The organism is Mesorhizobium sp. M2A.F.Ca.ET.037.01.1.1, assembly GCF_003998075.1.
Classification (GTDB): Bacteria; Pseudomonadota; Alphaproteobacteria; order Rhizobiales; family Rhizobiaceae; genus Mesorhizobium.
The window spans coordinates 1-13,726 of record NZ_RZSA01000043.1 but is presented as its reverse complement, the minus strand read 5'-3'; the positions used below and the strand labels follow the sequence as shown (position 1 = coordinate 13,726).

The window sequence follows — 13,726 nt, the reverse complement described above, 5'->3', positions numbered from 1 at the left end:
GTCCATTGCCGCGATCGTCGACAGCCGGTGCGCGATGGCAATGACGGTCTTGCCCTGCATCAGCTTGTAGAGGTTCTCCTGGATCGCCGCCTCGGCCTCCGAATCGAGCGCCGAGGTCGCCTCGTCGAGGATCAGGATCGGCGCGTCCTTCAGCATGACGCGGGCGATCGCGATGCGCTGCCGCTGGCCGCCGGACAGTTTGACGCCGCGGTCGCCGACATGGGCACCGAACCCTTTGCGCCCATTGTGGTCGGAAAGCCCGGCGATGAAATCGAGCGCCTCCGCCCGCCGCGCCGCTTCGATAAGCATCTCCTCGGTCGCGTCCGGCCGGCCGTAGAGGATGTTCTCCTTCACCGACCGGTGCAGCAGCGAGGTGTCCTGCGTCACCATGCCGATCTGCGCGCGCAGCGAATCCTGCGTCACCGCCGCGATCTCCTGGCCGTCGACGAGGATCCTGCCGCTTTCCAGGTCGTAGAAACGCAGCAGCAGGTTGACCAGCGTCGACTTGCCGGCGCCGGAACGGCCGACGATGCCGACCTTCTCGCCGGATTTCACGGTGAGCGACAGGTTCTCGATGACGCCCTTCTGCTTGCCGTAATGGAAGCGGATGTCCTCGAAGCGGATCTCGCCCTGGCTGACGGCGATGTCCCTGGCGCCCTGCCTGTCTTCGACCAGGCGCGGCAGCGAGATCGACTGGATGCCGTCCTGCACCGTGCCGATATTCTCGAACAGCCCGGACATCTCCCACATGATCCACTGCGACATGCCCCACATGCGCAGCACCAGGCCGATGACCACCGCGACCGCGCCGATCGTTACCGCCTGGCCGAGCCACAGCCACAGCGAGATTGCCGTCACCGAGAACAGAAGCAGCGAGTTCAGGATGTAGAGCAGGCCGTAGAGCACCGTGACCAGCCGCATCGAACGGTAGACGGTGTCAAGGAAGCTCGCCATGCCTTCCCTGGCGAAGGTCGCCTCGCGGCGCGCGTGGCTGAACAGCTTCACCGTCTGGATGTTGGTGTAGCTGTCGACGACGCGGCCGGTCATGGTCGAGCGGGCATTGGCCTGCTCCTCGCCGACCTTGCCCAGTCTCGGGATGAAAAAGCGCAGCAGCCCGATATAGCCGACCAGCCAGACGGCGAGCGGTGCCGCCAGCCGCCAGTCGGCCGAGCCGACGATGAACAGCATGCCGAGGAAATAGACGATGACGTAGTTCAAGACGTCGATCAGCTTGATCACGCATTCGCGCACGGCGAGCGCCGTCTGCATCAGCTTGGTGGCGATGCGGCCGGCGAATTCGTCCTGGTAGAACGCCATCGATTGCTTGAGCAGGTAGCGGTGCACCTGCCAGCGGATGCGCATGGGATAATTGCCCATCAGCGTCTGCTGGTTGAGCAGCGAATGCAGCCAGACCGTGCCCGGCAGCGCGAACAGCACGACGAAGGCCATGCCGGCGAGCTTCCAGCTCTCGGTCTGCAGGAAGGTTTCGCGGTTCTGCCCCGACAGCCAGTCGACGATGCGGCCCATGAAGCCGAACATCCACACTTCGGCGATGGAGATCGCCGTCACCAGCACCGCATCGAGGAGGATGTAGGGCCAGGCGCCGCGCGTATAATGCACGCAAAACGCGACCAGCGTCTTCGGCGGCTCGACCGGCTCCGCGGCGGGAAATGGATCGAGCCTCTGTTCAAACCAGCGGAACATTCCAGGCACTCACGATGCTATGCGCGCTCACGCGGCGCGGGATTGATGGGCTAGGCTTTGCGGCCGCGCGGCATTGCGGGCCGGCGATACGGAATCATCCGCATCGCCGGCCTTGCTGCTCGCAATATAGGGTTTCGCCGGCATTTCGCCGACAGGCTCGTTCGACGATCCTGACGGCGCCGGGCTTCCCGACGAAAAGCCGGAGCCTGCCCGGTTTCGGTCGCCCGGCCGGAACAGACGGATGATCCGGCGCACCAGCGTCGGCCGGCTGTGGTCGGGCACCGCGCGCGAGAAATCGACGTCCGGCAGCATGCCGCGATGCGGCCTGCGCCGCTCCTCGGCATGCACCGCCGACGAATAGGTCTCGCCGATCAGCAGCGCCCAGGTCGCCGCCTTGCGCTCATGCAGGCTTCTTGACCCCGGTATCTTGTAGGGATCGAACATTGGTCCGTCCTCCATATGCAAATGCGTTAAAAAGGGTGATATGGCCTCGATCCTCGGCATTCGACCGAAGGCGCGGATCGAATCGGTCGTAACGGCGCGGCAAGCGTCGGTCTCGACACGTTCAGCTGGGGCGCGGCGCCCCTTTGGCAGTTTGAAAAACATCGCAAGATTCCTTCGAAGGCCGAAAATTGGGTTCGGCGGGAATCGGTGCGATGAAGACTTAAAGTGTCAGTAGAATCGTCGTACCGAAACCGCCATTGGGCATAGGAGAGCCCAGGAGAGGCGCTGGATGTGCATGGTCATCATGTGTTCCCCTCCATTCGGTTCGGGTTGACGATGATGGTCCTATACTCGACTTCGCAGAAATTGGCCACCCGACAGGCCAGAAATCGCCGAAAGCGGGAGATGCCTGTGGCCGATCTGCCACTTATTAGCAGGATGCGAAAATGAACGACCGTCTCCGCATCGCGCTCTACCAGCCGGATATCGCCGGCAACACCGGGACCATCCTGCGCTTCGCCGCCTGCCTCGACATCGCCGTCGATATCATCGAGCCTGCCGGCTTCCCGCTCTCCGACCGGGCGCTGGAACGGGCCGGCATGGACTCCCTCGAAAGGGCGACGCTCACCCGCCACGCCGACTGGCACGCCTTCGAGGAATGGCGAAACGCGCATGCGCGCCGCCTTGTGCTGCTCACCACCAAGGCCACGGCCGCTTATACCGGCTTTGCTTTCGCCGCCGGCGACATCCTTCTGTTCGGTCGCGAATCCGCCGGCGTGACGGAACAAGTCCACCAGGCGGCGGATGCCCGACTGACCATTCCGATGCGGCCGGGCGCACGCAGCATCAATGTCGCGCTGTCGGTCGCCATGGTCGCCGGCGAAGCGCTCCGCCAGATCGGCTAAAGCAATTCCAGGAAAAGTGTGAAACGGTTTTCTGCCCGGAATTGCGTCGAAACAATGAGCCAGCTTTCGCGCCTCCGCGCTATCCCGAACCGCCATCCCTTCCGCCGTCATTCCTGCCCAGGCGCACATCGCCTTCTCCTGCAATTGCCCTAGCGATATTTCCTGGCTACAAGCTCAACTTAACTTGAGGTCAAGCAGGAATTTGAGAATGGCTCCGGTAAGGGAATTGACGGTCGGCCAAGTGGCGATGCGCAGCGGCGTCGCGGTATCGGCGCTGCATTTCTACGAGGCGCGCGGGCTGATCCGCAGCCATCGGACGGCTGGCAACCAGCGGCGCTACGGCCGCGATGTGCTCAGGCGCGTTGCGATCATCCGCGTTGCCCAGGAGGTCGGCATCTCGCTTGCCGACATTGCACGGGCGTTCCAGTCCCTGCCCGAAGAGCGCACGCCGACGCGCGAGGACTGGAACCTGCTTTCGACGGCCTGGCGCGACGAGCTCGATCAGAAGATCGCCCAGCTCAAGAAATTGCGCGACGGCCTGACCGACTGCATCGGCTGCGGCTGCATGTCGATCGACAAATGCCCGCTGAGGAACAAGGAAGATCGGCTGGCCCGGGAGGGCACGGGCGCGAGAAGGCTGGCGGTGCGCTGACGGGTTGGCCGCCAAAGATGTCTCAGTCGGCCGCCGGCAGCCGGCGCATGGTGAATTCGATCACATCGCCTGGGCGTTCGAACCAGCTTTCGATCTCGGTCCAGTAGGCCTGCTTCGGAAAGCGCTCGAACCACTCCTTGGCCTTGAGGCGGGCGGCGGGCCTCGGCAGCACGAAGGTCTCGCGCAGGAAACCGTCGCGCGGCAGGTTTGCGCGCTCGGCGCGCGAGCGCTCCAGCCTCTTCTTCAAGCCATCCAGCGGCGGTCTTGCCGGGGTGCGCACGAAGGAACTCCTTTGCACCTGGATCAGACAGGACTTGACCCTTGTCTTTAACAGATTAGGGATCGCGCGCAGAAAAAACGAGTCATTTGTCGGCCGCGACTGGAGACAGCTTTTGGAACGACCCGAAATACCGGTGGGGTTGCCGGCCGACATCGAGCAGAAGAAGATGAAGGCCCGCCTCTGGTTCGAAGCGCTGCGCGAACGTATCTGCGCCACCTTCGAGCAGCTCGAGCAGGAGCTTCAGGGACCGCTGTCCTCATGGTCGCCCGGCCGTTTCGAGAAGACGCCCTGGGAGCGCGACGAAGGCCGCGGTGGCGGCGGCACCATGTCGATGATGCGCGGCCGCGTCTTCGAGAAGGTCGGGGTGCACACTTCGACCGTCCATGGCGAATTCTCGCCGGAATTCAGGAAGCAGATACCCGGCGCCGAGGAGGATCCGCGCTTCTGGGCAAGCGGCATCTCGCTGATTGCGCATCCCTGGAACCCCAACGTGCCTGCCGTGCACATGAACACGCGCATGGTCGTCACCACGCGCCAATGGTTTGGCGGCGGCGCCGATCTGACGCCGGTGCTCGACCGTCGCCGTACCCAGGACGACCCCGACACGATCGCCTTCCATCGCGCTATGCAGTTCGCCTGCGAGAAGAACGCCGCGGTCGCCGACTATCCCAAATTCAAGGCCTGGTGCGACGAATATTTCTTCCTGCCACATCGCAACGAGCCGCGCGGCATCGGCGGCATCTTCTTCGACTGGCTGCATTCGGGCGAGGACAAGGGCGGCTGGAACGCCGATCTCAATTTCGTACAGGATGTCGGCCGCTCCTTCCTAGTCGTCTATGCCCATCTGGTTCGTGGCAACTTCAACCAGAACTGGACCGATGGCGAGCGCGACGAACAGCTGATCCGGCGCGGCCGCTACGTCGAATTCAACTTGCTTCACGATCGCGGCACCATCTTCGGCCTGAAGACCGGCGGCAATGTAGCCTCGATCCTGTCCAGCCTGCCCCCCGAGGTGAAATGGCCGTAACGATCAGGTGAGCGCGGCTGTGGCCGCATTGCTGTCCCATTCGTCGAATCTTGGCAGGCAATGTGGCGGGCCGGATTTCTTTTACGTCTAATATCCTTTTGAAAAAATTGAGCTATTTAAGGTTGCCGGGCCGGGAAGCGGCGGCGGCAGAGGTGGCGATCATCGCGTCCCACGACCGCGACTCGACGCGACTTGACGGCCCTGATCTAAGAGAGGTGCCTGATCCAACGGGCGCCTGCATTTCCAGGAGAGCATGCCATGCGCAAGCTTATCGTGACGGCGGCAACCGTCGCCTTCCTCGCCTCCGGTGGCGCCGCGTTCGCGGCTGCCAAGCACACCACGGGAACCGTGAAGAGCTTTGATGGAACGGCCATGAGCCTGGTTCTCGACGATGGGTCGACCTTCACTCTGTCCAAGGCCTTCAAGGATCCCGGCATTCAGGCCGGTGAGAAGGTTCGCGTGTCCTGGGACATGAGCGGCAAGAAAAAAATCGCCGAAGCCGTCAAGATCATGAAGTAACGGCTGGAGCAATTCCAGGAAAACCGCACCCGGCGAGGCATAGCAGGCTCAGGCGGCGCGAAGGGCGGAGCACCAGTGCTTCGCCCTTCGTTTCATGCTTTTACCGCGCCGACCGCCCTCGGCCACTCCTTCGTGCAACCGAAAGCGGCGGCATGTGTTATTGATATCCATCCGGGCAATCCTGCGAAAACGCGCATCGGCTTTGGGCGGGATTGCATAAAGACAAATGGCTGGAGCGCTCTGGCTGAGCAGCCCCGTCGCGAGGAAAGGAAAATCCCCATGAAGGAATTTCAATGCGGATCGCTGGTTCCCGGCTGTGACTGGCATACGCGCGCCGAGGAAGAAGCGGAGGTCATGCGCCGCGCCGTCGAGCATATGCGTGAAACGCATGGCGAGACCATCATCCGCGAGACGATGATCGAGGCGATCCGCTCGCGCGTCCAGAAGGTCCGCGACGCCGCCTGATCGGGCCGGATCGGACTTCCAGACGTCACCGGCCGGCAAGGCTGGCGGGAAACTGCTTGCCTCGCATCCCGCCCTCTTCGTCGGCGATCCTCGATCGCCGGCCTAAAGCGCGTCGCGATCTTTCAGATTCGCTCCATGCGCTTTAGGTTTTTAGTTTTACGCGACATGCATAGGCGCTGTGTATCCATAATTCGGGGGAATTCTTATATTCGTAACAGCTTAGATAACCTGGCGGTAACGGTCTGCGTGCGATTCTCCCGTGCATGATCCGGCCAGAGGCGGCTGCCCGAGAAGCCCTTCGCCATCAAGGCGCTGTCCGGAATGGTGGGGCGAGGTGCTTCGCGCATGCGCGAGCGGTCCAACATCCGAGGCGGTTTCTGCACGGCGGTGCTTTTGGCGTGCGCCTTCCTCTTCGCGTCCGGCGCGGCCGCGCAGGAATGGACCACCTCGCTCGTCGATGTCCATCAGGGTTCTCCGCTCAGCGACAAGGCCAGGGGCCTCGGCACTGGCGGCTATGAATTGCAGAGCGGAAGCTGGATCTCCTTCAGCCGTTGGTATCACGCGAGTTGGATCGACATGCATGTCGACTTCCTCACCCAGATCACGCCCGATACGGGCTTTCTCTGGGGGTTCGGCACCGGCGAGCAAGCCGAGAAATATCGTATCGAGCCGAGCCTCAAGCTCGGATTTCTCACCCAGACCCATCCGAATCCCAACAGCACCCTGTCCCTGTCGGTCACCACCACCATCGGCGGCAATCTGACGGAAAAGCCCTGCGAGGCCGACTACGGCGAGTTCGGAACCTACAGCGTCAATTGCCGGCTGGCGGCGGGGGAGACCGCGCCTGAGGAAACGCTGAAGTATCTGGTCAGCGCCAGGCCGGAGACCATGCATCTCTGGCTGAACTACCGTCTCACTTTCTGATCGGAGGGCAGGCAAATGAAATCATCTTGTCCCGAAACTCACGATCGCCCGTCCTGGTTCTGTCTGACTGGAGAATGAACATGTCGGTTAAGTCCTTGAAGTTCGGCCTCGCCGCCGCCTTGGCCATTCTTTCGGCGCCGATGGCATCAGCGCAGGAAGCGCTCAGCCCGGACGAAATGGCCGCGCTCTGCCATGGCGGCGGGTCCATCTGCGTAAGCGCCACGATCCCGGTCGCGCGCACGACGCAGACCCTACAGAACTGGATGAGCCCCGACGTCGGCGCCGCATGGTCCGCCGGTTACAAGGGCAAGGGCGTCACCATCACCATGGTCGACGATTTCAGCAGCACGTCGCGCTTCTCCGGCAATTTCGGAATCGGCGTGCAGACGCAGCGGCACGGTGAATGGACGCGCGAGGAGGCGAGCATGATCGCTCCCGCGGCGACCATCCGCTCCAAGGATTTCTCGACCGGAACGACCGTTTCGCTGGCACGCGGTCTTAATGTGCTCAACCTGAGCTACGGCATGTACACCAACGCGGGCTACAGCGTGAATCAGATCTGGTGGGCCCCGGAAGAAGCCTCGATCATAAACTATGCGACCAGGGGAACGGCCGTCGTCTCCAAGGCGGCCGGCAACGACGCCGTCGCCGTTGGCGCGGCCATCAACGGCCAGCAGGACTATCTCGATCTCGCTTTGATCGGCAAATCGACGGCGATCTTCGTCGGCGCGCTGTCGACGAACGGCACGACGGCCAACAAGGCTCAGCTTGCATGGTATTCCGACTACGCCGGTACCAATACGCAGGTGCAGAGCCAATTTCCTGGTTGGTCGGCGTCGAAGGCGACAAGACGGGTCTCTATGGAACGTCTTTCGCCGCGCCGATCATCTCGGGCTACGCCGCGATCATCGGCAGCAAGTTCACCAAGGCGACGCCGGTGCAGATCACCAATGACCTGCTCAACACGGCCCGCACGGACACGCTGGCCAACTACGACCCGTCAATCTACGGCAAGGGCGAGGCAAGTCTCTCGCGGGCGCTGGCTCCCGTGGCGATACACTGACAGGCGCGGGTCCCCCCGGCCGACAGGAGCAATTCCAGGAAAGTGTGAGCGGTCAGGCTCAGGTCTTCGCCGTAGCCTTCCGTCCGGAATTGCATAAAACAAAGAGATAGAGCGGTTCGCCGTTTCCATGAAATGGTGAAACGACCTAAGGCTCCAAGGCCTGCGCGGCGCGCTCCATGAGCGCGCCGCGTTCCAGGGTGAAGCTCGACCCGACCCATTCCCTTTCGAGGTTCTTCAGCGTCGCGCCGAGCTTCGGCCCTGGTGACGCGCCAAGGCCAGTCAGGTCGGCGCCCTTGATCGGAAACACCGGTTTTGTCCATTTCAGCGTGAAGTTGAGCAGGCGTGAAAGGCCGCCAGCCTCCATCATTGCCTGGTTGTCTTCCACGGCACGCGTCCGCGCGGCGGCAAGCGCCAGCCGGATGCGGTCGAGATAGCCGTCGCGATCGCCGTAGTAGAGCTTCTTGGCCAGTTCGGTCTCGGTCATCTTCGCGTCCGGGGCGATGGTCAGCGCCCAGTGCCGCAGGCGAGCGGCCTCGTCATTCGAAAGCCGCAGCCGCTCGCCAAGCGTCTTCATGCGCACGGCATCGGGCGGGACGATTGCCTCGAGCCGCAGCATCGGATCGGCGATCCAGCCGAGATCCTTCCCGGTCCTGGCCAGCCCGTGGATGGCATCGATGCCCCATTTCTCGCTTTCCGGCAGCACGGCGGTCAGCACGCCGGCCTGGCGCATCCAGAGCAGGGCGCGCGAAGGGTCTGGAGCCGACAGCAGCTTCTTCAGTTCGGACCAGACGCGTTCGGCCGAAAGCTGGGCAAGCCCCTCCTTCAGCCTGGCGCAGGCCTTCAGGCCTTCGGCATCGGGGCGGCCGTCGCCATACCAGGCGAAGAAGCGGAAAAACCGCAGGATGCGCAGATAATCCTCGCGGATGCGCGCCCCCGCGTCGCCGATGAAACGCAGCCGCCGCGCCTCGATATCGGCAATGCCGCCGACAAGATCGACGACCGTGCCGTCGGCTTCGGCATAGAGCGCGTTGATGGTGAAGTCGCGCCGCTCGGCATCAAGCTTCCAGTCGCGCCCGAAAGTCACTTTCGCCCGGCGGCCGTCGGTCTCGACATCAGCGCGCAGCGTGGTGACTTCATAGGGCTTGCCACCCGCAATCACGGTGATGGTGCCGTGTTCGATCCCTGTCGGCGCCGTCTTGAAGCCGGCCGCCTCCGCGCGCCGGATGGTCTCTTCGGGCAGTGTCGTCGCGGCGATGTCGATATCGGCCACCGGTTGGCCAAGCAGCGCATTGCGCACCGCGCCGCCGGCGACACGCGCTTCCTCGCCGCCCTGCTTCAGCGCAGCCAGCAATTGCTGCAGGGCCTTGTCGCCAAGCCAACCGGCCTGGCTCGAGAGGGACAGCTCGACGCTCACGCATAAAGCCTTTCATACAGCGTGCGGATGATGCCGGCGGTGACGCCCCAGATTCGCTGGTCGCCATAGGGCATATCGTAAAAGAACCATTCGAGATCGTTCCACATGCGGCTGTCGCGCGCGTGGTTGGCCGGGTCCATCAGGAAACTCAAGGGAACCTCGAAGGCGGCGTCGACTTCGTCGGCATTGAGCGTCAGCGAAAAGCCGGGGCGCACCACCGAAAGCACCGGCACGATGCGGTAGCCGCTGCCCGATACATAATCCGGCATGCGGCCGATGATCTCGATATGGCCGCGATCGAGGCCGATCTCCTCGAAAGTCTCCCGCAGCGCGGTCGCCTCCGGACTGGGGTCGGTCGCATCGATCGTGCCGCCCGGAAAGGCCACCTGGCCGGAATGGCTGCGCAGCTTCTCGGCGCGCTTGGTGAGCAGCACCATGGCGCCCTCGGCGCGGTCGACGACCGGGATGAGCACGGCCGCGTCCCGCAGCGGCTTGACGTGCTGGAGCCTGGGGTGATCGGGGTTGAAGCGATGATCGCCGAAATCCTCGCCAGGGGTAATCGCGGCCTGCGCGGCGGCCCGGGCCCGGAAATCCGCGATCGAAAACGGCGCCCGCGTCACCTGGTCCATCACGCGCTCAGCCGTTTCAGTTTTTCGGCCGGCATGATCGGATAGACCTCGCCGCCCGAGCGGACGGCGAACATCGCCTTGCCGTCGATGTCGATCTCCTCGCCATGCGCGACCAGCTCATACATCACAGCCCGCGCCACCAGCGCCTCCAGCCGTCCGCGCACCAGCACATAAGGCTTCAGCCCACCGGTTTCGTCCTCGTCGACGAAACGCAGCGGATGGCCGGGCCCGGCGGCGACAACGTCGCCGACATTGGTGCGGAAGGTGATGACTTGCTCGTCGCCGCTCCCGGACGCATTCATTTCAACGGCGATGAAAGGCGCGTCGACGACCCGGATTCCGACCCGCTCGACCGGAGTCACGAGATAGGTCTTTCCGTCGGCATCTTTGCGCAGCACGCTGGAAAAGAGCTGCACCAGCGGCATCCGGCCGATCGGCGTGCCAAGATAGAACCAGGTGCCGTCCGCCTTGATCTCCATGTCGAGGTCGCCGCAGAAATCCGGATTCCAGCGCTCGACCGGCGCCGGCCCCTTGCCCGCCCGGGCCGCGCGCGAGATCAGCGCCTCGAGGCCGCGCGCCTCGGTAGCGCTCGTCAAGCTCTGCCCACCCGGGCTTTGTTCACGATGTTCGCTGCGTTCGGCCATGGTCACGAAATAGTCACTGTTGTCCCGATTGTCAGCCTTGTCCGCCCAAGTCTGTGATTTAAGTTCGAATGCAGGCGCCAGGCGGGGCCGAATCGCGGCATTCTGCGACGTTGAGAATGCAGGCCGGTATTTCCAACCACAAGGGATCGAAACGGCATGAGCGTGATGATCAAGGAAAGCCCGATCAGCGAAAAAGCGATGATCGAGGAAGCTGAAAAAGCGCTGGCCGACATCTCCAAGGTCCGCGACGCGGTCGGCCGGGTGATCTTCGGCCAGGAAGCGGTCGTCGAGCGCACGCTGGTGGCGCTGCTGGCGGGCGGCCACGCGCTGCTGGTCGGCGTGCCGGGCCTCGCCAAGACCAAGCTGGTCGAGACGCTGGGGATCGTGCTCGGCCTCGATTCGCGCCGCGTCCAGTTCACGCCCGACCTGATGCCGTCGGACATCCTCGGCTCCGAGGTGATGGAGCAGGACGAGTTCGGCAAGCGCTCCTTCCGCTTCATCTCCGGTCCGATCTTCACGCAATTGCTGATGGCCGACGAGATCAACCGCGCCTCGCCGCGCACGCAGTCGGCGCTGCTGCAGGCGATGCAGGAATATCACGTCACAATCGCTGGCGCCCGCCACGACCTGCCCTCGCCCTTCCACGTGCTGGCGACACAGAACCCGCTGGAACAGGAAGGCACCTACCCGCTGCCCGAAGCCCAGCTCGACCGCTTCCTGATGCAGGTCGACATCCTTTATCCGGAGATCGATGCGGAGCGCCGCATCCTGCTCGAAACGACCGGCATCGACGAAGCCAAGGCCGACAAGGTGCTGCAGCCGGCGAGACTGAAGGAGATCCAGACGCTGATCCGTCGAATGCCGGTGCCGGAAAGCGTCGTCGAGGCGATCCTCAAGCTGGTGCGTTCGGCCCGGCCCGGCCAGGGCAATGCCGAGACGGACAAGCATGTCGCCTGGGGGCCGGGCCCCCGCGCCAGCCAGGCGCTGAACCTGTGCACCCGCGCCCGCGCCCTATATGATGGAAGGTTGGCGCCGTCGGTGGACGACGTCCGCGCCTTGGCCGAACCGGTGCTGCAGCACCGCATGGCGCTGACGTTCGCCGCCCGCGCCGAAGGCACTTCGGTGCGCGACGTGGTGGCGAAGCTGGCAAAAGGCATCTGATGGGTCGAATAGGCGAGGTCCAGGCACCGGTTGCGACGCGCGACGCGCTCGCCCGCGGCCGGTTGCGGGCTTCACTGGTGCCGGACCTGCTGGTCGAGGCGCGGCGCATCGTCAATACGGTGATCGCCGGTTGGCACGGCCGTCGCAAGCGCGGCATCGGCGAGAATTTCTGGCAGTTCCGGCCTTATGTCGAAGGCGATTCCTCGCGCATCGACTGGCGCCGCTCGGCCAGAGACGACCATACCTATGTGCGCGACCGCGAATGGGAAGCCGCGCACACCGTCTGGCTCTGGGCCGACCCCTCGCCTTCCATGCTCTACAAATCGGCCGGCGCTGGCGTTTCCAAGGAATCGCGCGCGCTGGTGCTGGCGCTCGCCTTGGCCGAGCTTTTGTCGCGCAGCGGCGAGCGCATCGCCTGGCCGGGCCTGACCGACCCGTTCACCGCCCGCAACGGCGCCGAGCGCATCGCCGCCCAGCTGAGCCACGCCGCCGCGCTGCCGGCCAAACCTGACCTGTCGGCCATCCGCCGCTTCTGCGACATCGTGCTCGTCAGCGATTTCCTCGACCCGGTCGAGGAAACCATGGCCTGGCTCGAGGTGCTTGCCCGCCATGGCGTGCGCGCGCACCTTATCGAGGTCGCCGCCCCGGCCGAGGAACCCTTCCCCTATGCCGGCCGCACCGAGTTCACCGATCCCGAGACCGGCGACAAGCTGACCGCCGGTCGCGCCGAGATGCTGGCCGAGGAATACCGCCTGCTTTACCGGGCCCGCCGCGATGAGCTGGCCGCATGGTGCAAGCGCCTCGGCTGGAGCTTTACCGTCAATCACACGGACCGGCTCGCCTCCGAAGCGCTGGTGCGCGTCCACATGGCAATGACCGCCGACGGCAGTCATGCAGGGCTGGCCGACAAAGGTCATGCAGGGCTGGCCGATAGAGGTCACCCCCCGCAGGCCACTGGAAAGGCGGTCGCATGAGCTGGCTGCCGCTTTCCTTCGGGGCGCCCATGGTGCTGTGGGGCCTTGTGGCGCTGCCGGTGATCTGGTGGCTGCTCAGGCTCACCCCGCCCAAGCCGCAGACGGAAGTTTTCCCGCCGCTGAAAATCCTGGCCCGGGTCCTCCGACGCGAGGAAACCCCGCAGCAAAGCCCGTGGTGGCTGACGCTGCTTCGGCTGCTCATGGCGGCGCTTGTCGTGATGGCGCTGGCCGAGCCGGTCTTCAATCCGCGCGAAAAGCTGCCGGCGGAAGGTTCCGCCCTGGCGCTTGTCATCGACAACAGCTGGGCAAGCGCCGCTGACTGGGGCAAGCGCGTCGCCACCGCCGAGCGGCTGATCGCCGACGCCGGATCGAACGGCGTGCCGATCGTCATCGCCTTCACTGCCGAGAAGCCCAACGCCGAGATCGGCCCCTTCGATGCCTCAGCCGCGCTCGACCATCTGCGCGCCGCCAAGCCGCGGCCGATCCCCACCGACAGGCCCGCCGTCTATGCCCGCGTCGCCGCCGCGTTGGAGCGCCTGCCGGGCGCCAGCGTCGCGGTGCTCGCCGATGGCCTTGCCGCCAAAGGCGACGAAGCCGCTTTCAAGACGCTGCTCGAAAAGAACGCGAAGCGGCTGGTCTGGGCCACGTCCGACCGGCCCTCGGTGACCGGCCTGACTAGCGCCGACAACCAGGTCGACGGTTTCGCTTTGACCGCTATCCGCGCGCCGGGCAATCCGGCGCCGGCGCAGGTCACCGCCGGCGCCTTCGACGACAAGGGCCGCCGCATCGCCGACGCGACGCTGACCTTCGCGCCGGGCGAAGCCGCCGCCACGGCGACGATGGCGGTTCCCTTCGAGCTGCGCAACGATTTCGCCTCGATCGCGCTCGACGGCGAGCACCAGGCGGGCGCGGTACGGGTGC

The 13,726-nt window shown here is 64.5% G+C and carries 18 protein-coding genes; 10 read left to right on the top strand and 8 right to left on the bottom strand.

Annotation, left to right across the window (positions count from 1 at the left end; genetic code table 11):
- Together EOA27_RS04150 and EOA27_RS04145 are read right to left on the bottom strand one after the other, a co-directional pair.
- A partial coding sequence (locus EOA27_RS04150; protein ID WP_145970259.1) for an ABC transporter ATP-binding protein occupies positions 1–1,704 on the bottom strand: 1,704 nt, incomplete at its 3' end.
- A 27-nt stretch (positions 1,705–1,731) separates the two neighbouring features.
- The gene (locus tag EOA27_RS04145) at positions 1,732–2,148 is read right to left on the bottom strand and encodes a hypothetical protein (protein WP_245466976.1); all 417 of its coding nucleotides are present in this window, start codon (positions 2,146–2,148) and stop codon (positions 1,732–1,734) included.
- A 446-nt stretch (positions 2,149–2,594) separates the two neighbouring features.
- On the opposite strand from EOA27_RS04145, the gene EOA27_RS04140 reads away from it, so the two are divergent.
- Entirely contained in the window at positions 2,595–3,053 is a 459-nt protein-coding gene (locus EOA27_RS04140) for a tRNA (cytidine(34)-2'-O)-methyltransferase (RefSeq protein ID WP_127255526.1), read from the top strand.
- Positions 3,054–3,261: 208 nt separating this feature from the next.
- On the top strand, positions 3,262–3,705 hold the full coding sequence (soxR, locus tag EOA27_RS04135) for a redox-sensitive transcriptional activator SoxR (protein WP_126081642.1): 444 nt from the start codon (positions 3,262–3,264) through the stop codon (positions 3,703–3,705).
- A gap of 22 nt (positions 3,706–3,727) precedes the next feature.
- On the opposite strand, the gene EOA27_RS04130 is transcribed toward soxR, so the two are convergent.
- A complete protein-coding gene (locus EOA27_RS04130; protein ID WP_042639873.1) occupies positions 3,728–3,985 on the bottom strand; it encodes a hypothetical protein in 258 nt (85 codons plus the stop codon).
- A 112-nt stretch (positions 3,986–4,097) separates the two neighbouring features.
- On the opposite strand from EOA27_RS04130, the gene hemF reads away from it, so the two are divergent.
- The 4 genes from hemF (at position 4,098) to EOA27_RS04110 (ending at position 6,920) form a co-directional block, all read left to right on the top strand.
- Entirely contained in the window at positions 4,098–5,012 is a 915-nt protein-coding gene (gene hemF / locus EOA27_RS04125; RefSeq protein WP_126059743.1) for an oxygen-dependent coproporphyrinogen oxidase, read from the top strand.
- A 258-nt stretch (positions 5,013–5,270) separates the two neighbouring features.
- Positions 5,271–5,531, top strand: coding sequence for a DUF1344 domain-containing protein (locus EOA27_RS04120; RefSeq protein ID WP_126081641.1), 261 nt, complete (start codon positions 5,271–5,273; stop codon positions 5,529–5,531).
- Positions 5,532–5,810: 279 nt separating this feature from the next.
- Positions 5,811–5,996, top strand: coding sequence for a DUF1059 domain-containing protein (locus EOA27_RS04115; RefSeq protein ID WP_126081640.1), 186 nt, complete (start codon positions 5,811–5,813; stop codon positions 5,994–5,996).
- Between the two features lie 345 nt (positions 5,997–6,341).
- Positions 6,342–6,920 (top strand): hypothetical protein, encoded by a 579-nt coding sequence (locus EOA27_RS04110; protein WP_126081639.1) that lies wholly within the window; start codon positions 6,342–6,344, stop codon positions 6,918–6,920.
- On the opposite strand, the gene EOA27_RS41920 is transcribed toward EOA27_RS04110, so the two are convergent.
- Both EOA27_RS41920 and EOA27_RS42920 read right to left on the bottom strand, forming a co-directional pair.
- Positions 6,910–7,161, bottom strand: coding sequence for a hypothetical protein (locus EOA27_RS41920; RefSeq protein WP_245491023.1), 252 nt, complete (start codon positions 7,159–7,161; stop codon positions 6,910–6,912). The two genes, EOA27_RS04110 and EOA27_RS41920, sit on opposite strands and share 11 nt — an antisense overlap.
- A 57-nt stretch (positions 7,162–7,218) precedes the next feature.
- Positions 7,219–7,347 (bottom strand): hypothetical protein, encoded by a 129-nt coding sequence (locus EOA27_RS42920; RefSeq protein WP_281059394.1) that lies wholly within the window; start codon positions 7,345–7,347, stop codon positions 7,219–7,221.
- A gap of 399 nt (positions 7,348–7,746) precedes the next feature.
- On the opposite strand from EOA27_RS42920, the gene EOA27_RS41915 reads away from it, so the two are divergent.
- Positions 7,747–7,983, top strand: coding sequence for a S8 family serine peptidase (locus EOA27_RS41915; RefSeq protein WP_245491022.1), 237 nt, complete (start codon positions 7,747–7,749; stop codon positions 7,981–7,983).
- A 145-nt stretch (positions 7,984–8,128) separates the two neighbouring features.
- Here the strand turns inward: EOA27_RS41915 and EOA27_RS04100 are convergent, their stop codons facing one another.
- Genes EOA27_RS04100 through EOA27_RS04090 form a run of 3 tightly spaced genes read right to left on the bottom strand, consistent with a single transcriptional unit; the run spans position 8,129 to position 10,670 of the window.
- On the bottom strand, positions 8,129–9,397 hold the full coding sequence (locus EOA27_RS04100; RefSeq protein ID WP_126081638.1) for a CCA tRNA nucleotidyltransferase: 1,269 nt from the start codon (positions 9,395–9,397) through the stop codon (positions 8,129–8,131).
- The gene (locus EOA27_RS04095; RefSeq protein WP_126081637.1) at positions 9,394–10,026 is read right to left on the bottom strand and encodes a CoA pyrophosphatase; all 633 of its coding nucleotides are present in this window, start codon (positions 10,024–10,026) and stop codon (positions 9,394–9,396) included. Before EOA27_RS04095 ends, EOA27_RS04100 begins: the two co-directional genes overlap by 4 nt.
- Positions 10,026–10,670 carry a DUF1285 domain-containing protein gene (locus EOA27_RS04090; protein WP_126083738.1) on the bottom strand — a complete coding sequence of 215 codons (645 nt, stop codon included), beginning with the start codon at positions 10,668–10,670 and terminating at the stop codon, positions 10,026–10,028. The genes EOA27_RS04095 and EOA27_RS04090 overlap by 1 nt, the downstream gene beginning before the upstream one ends.
- A gap of 156 nt (positions 10,671–10,826) precedes the next feature.
- Between EOA27_RS04090 and EOA27_RS04085 the strand changes: the two genes are divergently transcribed.
- The 3 genes from EOA27_RS04085 to EOA27_RS04075 all read left to right on the top strand — a co-directional run.
- On the top strand, positions 10,827–11,831 hold the full coding sequence (locus tag EOA27_RS04085; protein ID WP_126081636.1) for a MoxR family ATPase: 1,005 nt from the start codon (positions 10,827–10,829) through the stop codon (positions 11,829–11,831).
- Positions 11,831–12,805 carry a DUF58 domain-containing protein gene (locus tag EOA27_RS04080; protein ID WP_127255523.1) on the top strand — a complete coding sequence of 325 codons (975 nt, stop codon included), beginning with the start codon at positions 11,831–11,833 and terminating at the stop codon, positions 12,803–12,805. The genes EOA27_RS04085 and EOA27_RS04080 overlap by 1 nt, the downstream gene beginning before the upstream one ends.
- Positions 12,802–13,726, top strand: a 925-nt coding sequence (locus EOA27_RS04075) for a BatA domain-containing protein (RefSeq protein ID WP_189561953.1), incomplete at its 3' end; no start/stop codon positions are given. The genes EOA27_RS04080 and EOA27_RS04075, both read left to right, overlap by 4 nt.